This window comes from Thioreductor micantisoli (assembly GCF_055392745.1).
On the sequence record NZ_AP043760.1, the window covers coordinates 586355 to 599623 of the forward strand.

A 13269-nucleotide genomic window follows, 5' to 3' on the forward strand; every position below is an offset into this window, starting at 1 on the left:
CTTATTCTTTCATAAAAATTCTAAAAGGTGTCAGAAGGGTTCTTTTGATAATTCCAAAAGGTGCTTCTATTACTTTTTCTGTTAAATTTTTTGATACCTTTGGATCATTTAAGTTTCCAGAAACTAATAATTTTATATTCATTCCTCCATCTTTTCCAAGAATTATGTAATTTACTATAGGTATGTCTTTTATAAGTTTTACTATTATTGTGACATCTACATTCATTTTGATAGTTTTTTTTACTAAATCTATATATCCTTTAGCTTTAAAGTTTAGATTATCTCCTTTTAAATAAGCTTTTTTGATATATAAAATTCCTTTATCATAAATATAGTTAATATGACCATCCCTTATTTTAAAACCTTTCCCAGAAAATCCAGGACCATTAAATGTAACAAGAGATGGTATTAAATTAATAAAAGCTATAATATTGTTAAAAGCTTTGAGTTCTTTTATGTAGCCCTTGTTTATTTGTACAAAGCCTTGTATAGCAGAAGATTGATTTGTCTCTAATGCAAAGAAGTTAATTTTTGCATCTTTTATAAAATCAATATTTGCTAATTCTTTCAAATCTTTTTCTCTCAGATTAAAACCATGTATTTTAATAGTATTATTTTTTTCTATAAGGGTAATATTTCTATCATTATCAAGTGATTCTATATTTGTAAAGTTGTTATCATAATGAATAGATAATTTATTGGAATATAGTTGATGAGTTTCATAAATTATATTGTTATTTATACCTTTCATATCTACAATATATTCTTGTTTAGATTTATTTTTTTCTTTTAAAACATTATTTATAAATTTAGTTATATTTATATCTATGTTTTTTATTCCAGCATCTATTTTCATAGGATTTTTATTTATAATATTTATTCTTAAGTTTTTATTTTTGATTGAAATATTATCATTATTTATAGTAGTTATAAAGTTTAATTTTTTTAGAGGTTTTAAGTTTTGTTCTAATATTTGTTGCTTAGTTTTTGTAATATTAGTTTTTATATTAATTTTATTAGCAATATTTATTTTCATATTTCCATTCAATATTTCATATTCTTTTAAATATTTAATATAAGGATATAAAATAGAAAGTTTATTTATAGTAATATTTGTATCATTTCCTATCAAAATATTTGTTTGTAAATTTTTTAAATATATGGATATTTTGTTAAAATCAATATATATACTTTCATTATAATCTTTTATATTTCCTATATTTTCGAGGTTCAAAGATTTTATTTTTCCATCTGTTTTCATAAAATTTTTATCTAAATTAATTATTCCCTTTTTTATAAAATAATCTAAATTTACAATAGATTTTTTATAATTTAAACTACTATTTTTAAAAGTTATTATTGAATTATTTAGTTCTAAATTTGCTTTTTTTATAGTTAAATAGTCATTATTTGTAATCATAAGTTTTGAATTTAAGATTTTTGCTTTTACATAAGTATCTATTTTTTTATTTATAAAATTATATGTTAGATTAACAAATACATCATCTTTACCTGTTTTTTGATATACAGGGATAGGAATATTAAATTTTTTTAGTAAATTAATTATGTCTGGATTTAAAATTTCATTTGTGTGTAATTTAACAAATAGTTTATTATTTTTAAATGATAAAAATGAGCTATTTATAAATAATTTATCTGAATTATTTATATCTAATTGTGTTAAAAATATTTTATGTGGATTTGATTTAAATTCATTGTTTTTATAATATTCTCCGGTTAATAATGGAATATTTATAAGTAGTTGATAATCATAAGATTTTAAAGTTAAATTGTTTATTTTAAAATTTGATTTATTTTTATTTCCAATAATACTTATATTCTCTAATTTTAGATTCTCAGTTTTTGATTGTGTCATAAATAGTTTATTTGTATTTAGTTTAAAATTACTATTTTTAATATTATAATTTCCATTTATATTTATAATATTTGTAGATAAATTATAATCGTTATATTTTGAAGTAAAGTTATCAATATTAAAATTTAAATCATTTTCATTTCCATTTATCATTAAATTTTGAGAATATAAATTGATATTATTATTTTTTAAAATAGGAGTAAATTTATTTATTAGTTCACTACTTAAATTTTTGATAGATAAATTATATTTAGTGTGAAGTCCTATATTTAAATTTAGTGATAATATACTATTTTGATATTCATATTTGGCAAATAGATTTAATTTAAATAAGTTTGCCTTTTCATAGCCTTTTATATTATTTAGTGTGATATCCATTGGTTTATAAGTTATTTTATGAATTATAAAATCTATTCTTTTATTTTGAGGAATAAATGATGCTTTTAAATAGAGTAAATTTGTATCAAATTCTAACTTATTATCAAAAAAATTTAAAAAATTTATTTTGGTCTTATTTATTTGAATATTATTTAAAGATATTTTTTGAAAATAGTTTAAGTATAATAAATTATTCTTTATAATTTTGTTTATTTTACTATAATTGGTTTTAGTATTAGATTTTTTTGTTAATATTTTTATGTTATTAGCTTTTATTATTAATTTTTTATCAATTTTTATATATAATTGTCCTATATGAATATTTTGCAAATTTATATTTTGTAAATTTATACCACTAATTGTTAGTAACATATAAATACCCAAAAGAGAGATTATGAAAAATACAACCAAACTTATAATAAAATCAATAGAAATTTTTATGATTTTACTCATTTTTATCCTTTTTTATTTAATTCAGCCAGTAAAAACAAACAGAATTATATATATTCCAAATGGTAGTATAAATTATATCATTAAAAAGTTAAAAAGTAGTAATTTTGATATTTTAACATTTGATAAATATATACTTTATTTAATAGGAAGACCTCAAAGTGGTTGGATTGATATGAAAAAAACAAAAATGACAAAATTTGATTTTTTATATAGATTAACTACTTCAAAAGCTGCTCTTAAAAAAATAATAATAATTCCAGGAGAAACTGATTATTTTATTTATAAAGAAATTGCTAAAAAAATGAAATATAAATATTTAAGATGTTCAAATATTCCAACTTCTTTTCTTTATGCTGATACATATTATTTACCTTATGGATTTACTAAAAAAGAAACCTGTAACTATTTATATAAAGTTTCATTAAAAAAACATCAAAATTTAGTTAAAAGAATTTTTGGATATTGGAATTTTAATAAATATTATCACTACTTAATAATTGCATCTATTATTCAAAAAGAAGCTAAAAACAAGAGTGATATGAAGCGTATTAGTAGTGTTATTTATAATAGATTAAAAATTCATATGAAACTCCAAATGGATGGGACTTTAAATCATGGTAAATATTCTCATACAAAAGTAACACCAAAAATGATTAAATATGATAATACAAAATTTAATACTTATAAATATTATGGGCTTCCTCCAAGACCAATTTGTGTAGTCTCCTTGCCAGCAATTATTGCTGCAATTTTCCCCGCTAAAACAAATTATTTATATTTTACTCGTGTAAAAGGAAGACATGTTTTTACCAAAAGTTACACTGAGCATTTAAAGAGTGTGAAGAAATGAAACATATTTAGTTAATTTTATTTAAAAATCAATTCTTAATATAAAATTTTTTTTAAATATTGTTACAATTTTAAGTATGAAAGTAATTGAAATTACTTTAAAAACTTAATAAAAAGGATTACAATGAGTAAAGCTACTATTGTATGGACAAAAATTGATGAGGCACCAGCATTAGCAACATATTCGCTATTACCAATTGTGCAAAAATTTACCCAAACAGTTGGAATTGATGTAAAGACAAGAGATATTTCTCTTGCAGCAAGAATTATTGCGACTATGGGAGAGTTTTTAGAAGAAGATCAAAGAATCAATGATGATCTTGCCTATTTAGGAAAATTAGTTAATAAATCTGAAGCAAATATTATTAAACTTCCAAATATTTCAGCTTCAATTCCACAATTAAAAGCGGCAATTGAAGAGCTTAGACTTCAAGGCTATAAACTTCCAAATTTTCCAGAAAATCCTCAGACAGATGAAGAAAAAAGAGTTAGACAACTTTATAATAAATGTTTAGGAAGTGCAGTTAATCCAGTTTTAAGAGAAGGAAATAGTGATAGAAGAGCAGCGGATGCGGTTAAAAAATATGCTCAAAAACATCCTCATAGACTTAAATCTTTCGCCAAAAATTGTAAAACAAAAGTTGCTTATATGAATGATGGTGATTTTTATGGAAATGAACAATCTGTAATTGTTGAAAAAGGTGGAAAATTTACTATTGAATTAAATGATAAAGTTCTATATGAAGGTAAATCAGAGGATAAAGAAATTTTATCAGCCACTTTTATGAGTGCTAAAAAATTAGCAAGTTTTTTAGATGAGACTATTGAAGAAGCTAAGAAAGAAGATTTATTATGGTCAATTCATTTAAAAGCTACAATGATGAAAGTTTCAGACCCTATTATTTTTGGTCATGCAGTTAAAGAATTTTTCAAAGATGTATTTGAGAAATATGCTAAAGAATTTGAAAAAATAGGAATTAATCCAGATTTAGGACTTGGTGATTTATATGATAAATTAGAAAAATTACCAAAAGAAAAAGCTGATAAAATTAAAGAAGCAATTTCTGATGAATATAATAAAAGACCTAATATTGCTATGGTTGATAGTGATAATGGAATTACAAATCTTCATGCTTCTAATTTAATTATTATTGATGCTTCTCTTCCACCAGTTATTAGAGAAGGTGGTAAAATGTGGAACAAAGATGGAGAAACTCAAGAAACATTAGCAGTTATTCCTGATAGAACATTTGCTACTACTTATGATGAAATTATAGAAGATGCTAAAAAAAATGGTCAATTTGATGTTACTACAATGGGGCATGTTGCAAATGTAGGGCTTATGGCTAAACAAGCAGAAGAGTATGGAAGTCATCCTTATACTTTTAAAGCTAGTGTTGATGGTCTTATGGAAGTAAAAGATGCTGATGGTAAAGTACTCATGAGTCATAAAGTTGAAAAAGGTGATATCTGGAGAATGATGAGAGCAAAAGATATCCCAGTTAAAGATTGGATTAGATTAGCTCATGAAAGAGGAAGTCTTACAGGAGATCCTATAGTATTTTGGTTAGATTCTAATAGAGAACATGATGCAAACTTAATCAAAAAAGTTGTTGAATATTTACCAGAATATTTAGCACAAAAAGATATTGAATATCATATTTTAGCTCCAAGAGCTGCTATGAAATATACTCTAAAAAGAGTAAGAAGAGGGATTAATACTATTTCAGTTTCTGGAAATGCATTGAGAGATTATTTGACAGATTTATTTCCAATTTTAGAGCTTGGAACAAGTGCAAAAATGATGAGTATTGTTCCATTACTTGCAGGTGGTGGTTTATTTGAAACAGGTGCTGGTGGAAGTGCTCCAAAACATGTAGAACAATTCTTAAAAACTCACCATTTAAGATGGGATAGTTTAGGTGAATTTTTAGCACTTGCTGAATCACTTAGAATGATTGGACATAAGTCAGGAGATAAAGATGTTTCACTTCTTGCAAGAATGATAGATAAAGCAAATGAAGCATATCTTGATAATGATAAAACTCCAAGTAGAAAAGTAGGAGAGCAAGATAATAAAGCAAGTCACTATTATTGGGCTATGTATCTTGCACAATCTCTTGCAAATCAAGATGAAAATAAAGAATTAGCTAAACAATTTGCACCAATTGCAAAAGAACTTAAAGATTTAGAAAAAGCTATTATTGATGAAATGCTAGCAGTGGAAGAAAAATCGGCTGATATTGGTGGATATTATTATCCAGATGAAGAAAAAGTTAAAAAAGCTATGAGACCAAGTGAAACTTTAAATGAAATTATAAATAAAATATAATTTCTCCCTTTTTTATGGGAAAAATTACACACTTTTTTATAAATTTTCATATTTTTTTTAAATATATTGGAAATTTATAAAAAAAGTTATACAATATTTTATAAATATTTTTAGTGTTTTATAGTTTGTGTTATTAAAAGGATCATTAATGAGTAGTAAGAGTAAAGTTTCAATTGTTGGAGCTGGTGGAAATGTAGGAAGTATTGTAGCCTATTCAATTGCAATGCAAGGGTTAAGTCATGAGGTTGTCTTAGTTGATAGGGATATAGAAAGAGCAAAAGGTAAAGCTCTTGACATGAATCAAGCAGCAAGTGCTGTTAGAACTCACTCTGTTGTAAAAGCAGCTGAGAGTTATGAAGATGTTAGAGATAGTAGTGTAGTTGTAATTACAGCAGGATTTCCTAGAAAAGAGGGAATGAGTAGAGATGATTTGGTTATGAAAAATGCTGAAATTATAAGAGATATTGTAGGTAATGTAAAAGAAGTAGCTCCTGAAGCGATTTTAGTAATTGTAACTAATCCACTTGATACTATGACATATGTAGCAATTAGAGATAGTGGTTTTGACCCAAAAAAAGTAATTGGAATGGCTGGTATTTTAGATGGTGCAAGAATGACTCACTTTATTCATGAAAAACTTGGATATGGAGCAGGTCAAATTAGAGCTACTGTAATTGGGGGTCATGGTGATTATATGGTGCCTCTTATTAGATATTCTACTGTGGCAGGAATTCCTCTTAGCGATTTATTAAGTTATGAAGATATAGCTGAAATTGTTCAAAAGACTAAACATGGTGGAGGTGATATTATTAAGTTACTAGGAACTAGTGCATATTTTGCACCAGGGAAAGCAGCTGCAATTATAGTTGAATCAATTTTAAAAGATTCTAAAAAAATCTATCCATGTGCAACATTTTTAAATGGTGAATATGGTTATAAAGATATAGTAAATGGTGTTCCTGTAATGCTTGGTAAAAATGGAGTTGAAAAAATCATTGAAGTTAGTTTAAACGAAAGTGAAAGAAACCAATTTGATAGAAGTGTCAAGTCAGTTCAAGATTTAATTAAAATTTTAAAAAAGAATCAATTTATAAAGGATTAAAAATGAGAAAAATTAAATATGAAGATTTAGTGAAATCAGTAAAAGCTATGGTGTTGCATACCGCTACAAATCTTCCAAAAGATGCACTTGATGCACTTAATAAAGCATATAAAGAAGAAAAAAGTGAAGTTGCAAAATCAGTTTTGAAACAAATTCTTGAAAATGCAGAACTTGCAAAAAATGAGTCAAGACCTTTATGTCAAGATACAGGACTTGCTGTATATTTTATAAGAGTTGGTGAAGATGTAAAAGTTGTAGGTGGAAGTATTAGAGGTGCAATAGATGAAGCAACTGAAGCAGCTTATAAAGAAGGATATTTAAGAGCTTCAACTTGTGAATGTTTTGATAGACATAATTACAAAGATGAAATTGGATATAATCTTCCAGCTGTAATTCATTTTGACTTAGTTGAAGGTGATAAAATTGATATTGAATACGCTGCAAAAGGTGGTGGAAGTGAAAATGTTAGTCGTGCAACTGTATTAGCACCAGCACAGGGGAAAGAAGGAGTTAAAGCTTTCGTAAAAGAATGTATTTCTAATGCAGGACCTAATCCGTGTCCTCCTATTATTGTGGGAGTTGGAATTGGTGGAACATTTGAAGTAGCTGCTAAATCTAGTAAACACGCTCTTTTTAGAGAAGTAGGAACTAAAAATGAAAATCCAAATTTAGATGGATTTGAAGCTGAAATCTTAGAAGAATTAAATAATTTAGGAATTGGTGCTATGGGAATGGGTGGAACAAAAACAGTTCTTGCTGTTCATGTTGAAAAAAATCCATGTCATATTGCGAGCTTACCAGTGAGCGTAAATGTTCAATGTCATAGCTCAAGACACGCACATATAACTTTATAAAGGATAAATAATGGCTGAATATAAATTAACAATGCCTTTAAACGATGAGGATGTAGAAAAATTAAGAATTGGTGATATTGTATATTTAAATGGAGTAATGTTTACTGCAAGAGATGCAGCTCATAAAAGATTAGTAGATTTGATTAAAGAAGGAAAAGAATTACCTTTTGATTTAAAAGGAAGTGTAATTTATTTTGTAGGGCCAACTCCCCCAAAACCAGGAGAACCTATTGGAAGTGCAGGTCCTACTACAAGTTATAGAATGGATAGTTATTCTCCAATTCTTATCAATAATGGTCAAAAAGGTATGATTGGAAAAGGTAAAAGAAATCAAGATGTAAAAGATGCTTGCATTAAGCATAAAGCAGTTTATTTTGGTGCAACAGGTGGAGCAGGTGCTTTAATAGCTAAAAGAATTAAAAAAGCAAAAGTTATTGCTTATCCAGAATTAGGGCCAGAAGCTATTAGAAGAATCGAAGTAGAAGATTTTCCAGTAACTGTTGTAAATGATTGTTATGGTGGTGACCTTTATGAAGAAGGTAGAAAAAAATGGGAAAAAAAAGATTAATTTAGATTAAAGGAGAAAATATGAATATTCATGAATACCAAGCCAAAAGTATATTCAAAGATTATGGAGTTCCAACTCCAAGAGGAATAGTGGCTACTACTCCTTCAGAAGCAGTGAGTGCAGCAGAAGAATTAGGTGGAAATATTTGGGTTGTAAAAGCGCAAATTCATGCAGGTGGTAGAGGTCTTGGTGGGGGTGTAAAACTTGCTAAGTCAATTGAGGAAGTTGAAAAACTTGCTGATGAAATTTTAGGAATGACATTAGTTACTCATCAAACTGGACCAGAAGGTAAAGTAGTTCATAAAGTTTATATTGAAGAAGGTGCAGATATTAAAGATGAGCTTTATTTAGGTATAGTTTTAGATAGAGCAAGAGAAATGCCTGTAATTATGGCTTCTACAGAAGGTGGGATGGAGATTGAAAAAGTAGCAGCCGAGACTCCAGAAAAAATTGTAAAAGTTGCAGTTGATCCAACAATTGGTTTTCAAGGATTCCACGGAAGAGAATTAGTATTTGGACTAGGAATTACTGATAAACAAGAACAAAGAAAATTTATTGATTTTGCAAGTAAATTATTCCAAATTTATATGGATAAAGATGTGGAATTAATTGAAATAAATCCTCTTATTAGAACAAAAAGTGGTGATTTTTTAGCACTTGATGCAAAAATGGGATTTGATGATTCTGCACTTTATAGACATCCTGATATTGCAGGTATGAGAGATATTTCTGAAGAAGATGAAAATGAAAGAGAAGCAGCAGAGCACGGATTAAGTTATGTATCACTTGATGGTGAAATTGGATGTATGGTTAATGGTGCTGGACTTGCAATGGGAACTATGGATACAATTAATTATGTTGGTGGAACACCTGCTAATTTCCTTGATGTTGGTGGAAAAGCTAACGCGCAAACTGTTGCAAAAGGATTTGAAATCATTCTTAAAAATCAAAAAGTAAAAGCAATTTTTGTAAATATTTTTGGTGGAATTGTAAGATGTGATAGAATTGCTAATGGTATTTTAGAAGCTACAAAAATGGTAGATGTGCATGTACCAGTAGTTGTAAGACTTGATGGGACAAATGCAGAGGAAGCAGTTGAAATTCTAAAAAATGCAAATATTGAAAATATTATTCCTGCGACTGATTTATTAGATGGTGCTAAAAAAGCAGTAGCAGCAGCAAAAGGAGAATTAAAATGAGTATTTTAGTAAATAAAGATACAAAAGTAATTGTTCAAGGTTTTACTGGTAAAGAAGGGACTTTTCATTCAGAACAATGTATAGAATATGGAACTAAAATTGTAGGAGGAGTTACTCCAAATAAAGGTGGTCAAACTCATTTAGGAAAACCTGTATTTAATACAGTTAAAGAAGCAGTAAATGAAACAGGTGCAACTGTTAGTATGATTTTTGTTCCACCTGCATTCGTTGGAGATGCTGTAGTTGAAGCAGCTGACGCGGGAATTGAACTTGCAATTATTATCACAGAAGGTGCTCCTGTAAAAGATATGATGTTTGCAAAAATGTATGCAACTAAAAAAGGTATGAGTACAATTGGACCAAACTGTCCAGGAATTATGACTGCTGAAGAGTGTAAACTTGGAATTATGCCAGGAAATATTTTCAAAAAAGGAAATGTTGGACTAATTTCTAAATCTGGAACTTTAACTTATGAAGGTGCAAACCAAGTTGTTAAAGCTGGATTTGGAATTACAACAGCAGTTGGAATTGGTGGAGATCCAATTATTGGACTTAGTTATTTACAACTTTTACCAATGTTTGAAGCTGACCCAGAGACCCAAGCAATCGTTATGATTGGTGAAATTGGTGGGGATTTAGAAATTCAAGCGGCAAAATATATTAAAGAAAATATAACTAAACCTGTTGTTGCTTTTATTGCTGGACAAACTGCTCCAAAAGGTAAAAGAATGGGACATGCTGGTGCTATCGTTAGTGGAAGTGCTGGAACTGCAGCTGAAAAAATGCAAGCTCTAAAAGAAGCTGGTGTTAAAGTAGTAGTATCTCCTGCTGAAATTGGTAAAGCTATAAAAGAAGTTTTATCTAAATAATTTTTCCCTTTTTGGGATTTAAGTAATTGTAATTATTTAAATATTATAATTAAAATAGAAAAGAATGTTTTATAAAAAAATTTGTTTTAATTATAATATTTTTTTTAAATTTTTTTAAATAAAGATTTAGTAAAATTGAGACTAATAAAATAGTTTTTGTTAATATGAAAAATTAATTAGCAATATTGAAGTTGTATTAAAATATGAATATAAGAAAAAAGATGATATAATTCAGAATATTAGTGATTTTGCAAAAAAGCATAAATTCAAAGATGTTGAAAAAATATTAAGAAGGTTTAATGACAAATAAAATATTAATTGTTGATGATATTGAATTAAATATAGATATTTTAGTAAGTTTATTTGCTGGAAAATATGAATTTTTTACTGCAACGGAAGGGAAAAATGCAATTAAAATAGCCAAAAATGAAAATATAGATTTAATTTTACTTGATATTATGATGCCTGAAATGGATGGTTATGAAGTTTGTAAAATCCTAAAAAAATATGAAAAAACAAAAAATATTCCAATTATATTTTTAACTGCAAAAGATGATGAAGTAAGTATAGAAAAAGCTTATGAAGTAGGTGGTGTAGATTATGTAAAAAAGCCATTTAAACCAATAGAAATTATTAAAAGAATAGAAAATCAGTTAAAAATTAATAAATTAATTGATGAATTAAAAGAAAAAAATAAAAAACTTGAGCAATTAACTTTAAAAGATGCTTTAACTGATATTTATAACAGAAGAGGATTTGAGCTAATAGCCTCTAAATTAATAGCTTTGTCAAAAAGAGAAAAGAAAAAAATATCTTTATTAATGATTGATATTGATTTTTTTAAAAAAATTAATGATACTTATGGGCATTTGATAGGAGATATAGTTTTAAAAAGTTTAGTTGAAAAAGTTAATTTAATAATTAGACAAAGTGATGTCTTTTCAAGATTTGGAGGAGAAGAATTTATTATATTGTTACCAAATACTTCCTTAAAAGAAGCAGAAAAAATTGGGGAAATAATAAGAAAAAATGTAGAAAATATGGAAATAAAAATTCCTGGAAAAAATATTAAATTTACTATTAGTATAGGAATATCTGAATTAAAAGATGATTTGTTTTATGCAATAAAAACTGCTGATATTGCTTTATATGAAGCAAAAGAGAATGGAAGAAATAGAGTTATAGTTTATAATATGTAACTTTTTGTAAATAACTTCCTTTTTTAACTTTTTTAAAGAGTAACTAAAAGTAACAATTTATTACTTTCTTATAAAATAATTATCAAATTTAAATAGTATAATAGGCTTTTTATGCTATATTATCAATAAATAAAAATAAGGAGTTTAAATGTCACTAAATATAGACTTTAAAATGAAATCACCTGAAAATACTCCGGTATGGGTGGATGAAAGTAAATGTAAAGCTTGTGATATCTGTGTGGATGTATGTCCAACAGGAGTTTTATCAATGAGAGTAGATCCTCATAATGTTTTAGGAGCTATGGTAAATGTTGATCATCCTGAATATTGTATAGGATGCAGGGAATGTGAACTCCAATGTCCGGATATTGCTATTTTTGTAGCTGAAAGAAGTGAATTTAAATTTAAAAAATTAAATGAAGTTAAAAAACTTAAAGGAGAAGCATAATGGCTAGAGAAGTTGTATCAACAGGTAATGTTTTAGCAGCAAAAGCAGCTATTGATGCTGGATGTAAATTTTTTGGTGGTTATCCATTAACACCATCAAGTGAAATTGCTCATCAAATGAGTGTTAATTTACCGAAAAATGGTGGAAAATTTATTCAAATGGAAGATGAAATTGCAGGTATTTGTGTGGCCCTAGGTGCAAGTATGAGTGGAGTTAAATCTATGACAAATACTTCAGGTCCTGGTATTTCACTTAAATCAGAACAAATTGGACTTTCTTTTATTACGGAAGTACCATTAGTTATTACAAATGTTATGAGAGGTGGACCGTCAACTGGACTTCCAACAAGACCACAACAAGGTGATATAAACCAAGCAAAAGCACCTACACATGGAGATTATAAATCAATTGCTTTATGTCCAGGTAGTTTAGAAGAGTGTTATACTCTTACAGTTAAAGCATTTAATTTAGCTGAAAGATTTATGACACCAGTATTTGTTTTACTTGATGAAACACTAGGTCATATGGTAGGAAAAGCTGTTTTACCAGATTTAGAAGAGATTCAAAATTCATTAGTTGAAAGAAAAGTATTTGAAGGTGATCCAGCAGATTATAAACCTTTTGAAGCAGAACAAGACCAACCTGCAGTATTAAATCCATTCTTTAAAGGTTATAGATATCATATTACTGGACTTCATCATGGACCGACTGGATTCCCAACAGAAGATGCAGAGTTATGTCAAAATTTAATTGAAAGATTATTTAATAAAATCGAAGCACATCAAGATGAAATTGATGAGTATGAAGAATTTATGATGGATGATGCTGATGTTTTAATTTATGCTTACGGTTCTGTAAGTAGAGCAGTAAAAGCAGCTATTCTTAAATTAAGAGAAGAAGGTATTAAAGTTGGATTATTTAGACCAATTTCAATCTGGCCAAGTCCTGAAAAAGCTATCAAAGCAGCAGGTGAAAAATTTGCAAACAAACCTATATTAGTTACTGAAATGAATATGGGACAATATGTAGATGAAATTGAAAGAATTACAAAAAGAGATGATTTAAATACATTATTCAAAGCAAACGGAAGACCAATTAGTCCTGCCGAAATTATGAACAAAATCAAAGAAATGGTATAAGGA

General features: G+C 27.2%; 11 protein-coding genes. 10 read left to right on the top strand and 1 reads right to left on the bottom strand.

All coding sequences use genetic code 11. The features are described 5' to 3' along the window. Nucleotide 1 precedes the first annotated feature (1 nt). A complete protein-coding gene (locus ACZ5OA_RS03150; RefSeq protein ID WP_464908077.1) occupies nt 2-2707 on the bottom strand; it encodes a YhdP family protein in 2706 nt (901 codons plus the stop codon). On the opposite strand from ACZ5OA_RS03150, the gene mltG reads away from it, so the two are divergent. From mltG to ACZ5OA_RS03200, 10 genes are all read left to right on the top strand, one after another. Further along, nucleotides 2649-3557 (top strand): endolytic transglycosylase MltG, encoded by a 909-nt coding sequence (gene mltG, locus ACZ5OA_RS03155; RefSeq protein ID WP_464908078.1) that lies wholly within the window; start codon nt 2649-2651, stop codon nt 3555-3557. The two genes, ACZ5OA_RS03150 and mltG, sit on opposite strands and share 59 nt — an antisense overlap. A 123-nt stretch (nt 3558-3680) precedes the next feature. Further along, nucleotides 3681-5888, top strand: coding sequence for an NADP-dependent isocitrate dehydrogenase (locus ACZ5OA_RS03160; RefSeq protein ID WP_464908079.1), 2208 nt, complete (start codon nt 3681-3683; stop codon nt 5886-5888). Between the two features lie 148 nt (nt 5889-6036). Next, nucleotides 6037-6990 carry a malate dehydrogenase gene (locus ACZ5OA_RS03165; protein WP_464908080.1) on the top strand — a complete coding sequence of 318 codons (954 nt, stop codon included), beginning with the start codon at nt 6037-6039 and terminating at the stop codon, nt 6988-6990. 2 nt (nt 6991-6992) lie between these two features. Next, nucleotides 6993-7844, top strand: coding sequence for a fumarate hydratase (locus ACZ5OA_RS03170; protein WP_464908081.1), 852 nt, complete (start codon nt 6993-6995; stop codon nt 7842-7844). 10 nt (nt 7845-7854) lie between these two features. After that, a complete protein-coding gene (locus tag ACZ5OA_RS03175) occupies nt 7855-8412 on the top strand; it encodes a Fe-S-containing hydro-lyase (protein WP_464908082.1) in 558 nt (185 codons plus the stop codon). A 20-nt stretch (nt 8413-8432) separates the two neighbouring features. After that, nucleotides 8433-9611 carry an ADP-forming succinate--CoA ligase subunit beta gene (gene sucC / locus ACZ5OA_RS03180; protein WP_464908083.1) on the top strand — a complete coding sequence of 393 codons (1179 nt, stop codon included), beginning with the start codon at nt 8433-8435 and terminating at the stop codon, nt 9609-9611. Continuing rightward, a complete protein-coding gene (gene sucD / locus ACZ5OA_RS03185; protein ID WP_464908084.1) occupies nt 9608-10480 on the top strand; it encodes a succinate--CoA ligase subunit alpha in 873 nt (290 codons plus the stop codon). Before sucC ends, sucD begins: the two co-directional genes overlap by 4 nt. A 299-nt stretch (nt 10481-10779) precedes the next feature. Further along, nucleotides 10780-11679 carry a GGDEF domain-containing response regulator gene (locus ACZ5OA_RS03190; RefSeq protein WP_464908085.1) on the top strand — a complete coding sequence of 300 codons (900 nt, stop codon included), beginning with the start codon at nt 10780-10782 and terminating at the stop codon, nt 11677-11679. A gap of 148 nt (nt 11680-11827) precedes the next feature. Then, nucleotides 11828-12127, top strand: a complete 300-nt coding sequence (locus tag ACZ5OA_RS03195) for a 4Fe-4S dicluster domain-containing protein (protein ID WP_464908086.1) — start codon at nt 11828-11830, stop codon at nt 12125-12127. Further along, a complete protein-coding gene (locus tag ACZ5OA_RS03200) occupies nt 12127-13266 on the top strand; it encodes a 2-oxoglutarate synthase subunit alpha (protein ID WP_464908087.1) in 1140 nt (379 codons plus the stop codon). The genes ACZ5OA_RS03195 and ACZ5OA_RS03200 overlap by 1 nt, the downstream gene beginning before the upstream one ends. The last annotated feature ends 3 nt before the right edge of the window (nt 13267-13269 follow it).

Excerpts from the sequence above, each read along its gene's own strand:
- ACZ5OA_RS03165 (WP_464908080.1), top strand. The coding sequence starts at position 6,037 with ATGAGTAGTAAGAGTAAAGTTTCAATTGTTGGAGCTGGTGGAAATGTA.
- ACZ5OA_RS03195 (WP_464908086.1), top strand. The coding sequence starts at position 11,828 with ATGTCACTAAATATAGACTTTAAAATGAAATCACCTGAAAATACTCCG.
- ACZ5OA_RS03200 (WP_464908087.1), top strand. The coding sequence starts at position 12,127 with ATGGCTAGAGAAGTTGTATCAACAGGTAATGTTTTAGCAGCAAAAGCA.
- mltG (WP_464908078.1), top strand. The coding sequence starts at position 2,649 with ATGAAAAATACAACCAAACTTATAATAAAATCAATAGAAATTTTTATG.
- ACZ5OA_RS03175 (WP_464908082.1), top strand. The coding sequence starts at position 7,855 with ATGGCTGAATATAAATTAACAATGCCTTTAAACGATGAGGATGTAGAA.
- sucD (WP_464908084.1), top strand. The coding sequence starts at position 9,608 with ATGAGTATTTTAGTAAATAAAGATACAAAAGTAATTGTTCAAGGTTTT.
- ACZ5OA_RS03170 (WP_464908081.1), top strand. The coding sequence starts at position 6,993 with ATGAGAAAAATTAAATATGAAGATTTAGTGAAATCAGTAAAAGCTATG.
- ACZ5OA_RS03150 (WP_464908077.1), bottom strand. The coding sequence starts at position 2,707 with ATGAGTAAAATCATAAAAATTTCTATTGATTTTATTATAAGTTTGGTT.
- ACZ5OA_RS03160 (WP_464908079.1), top strand. The coding sequence starts at position 3,681 with ATGAGTAAAGCTACTATTGTATGGACAAAAATTGATGAGGCACCAGCA.
- sucC (WP_464908083.1), top strand. The coding sequence starts at position 8,433 with ATGAATATTCATGAATACCAAGCCAAAAGTATATTCAAAGATTATGGA.
- ACZ5OA_RS03190 (WP_464908085.1), top strand. The coding sequence starts at position 10,780 with ATGACAAATAAAATATTAATTGTTGATGATATTGAATTAAATATAGAT.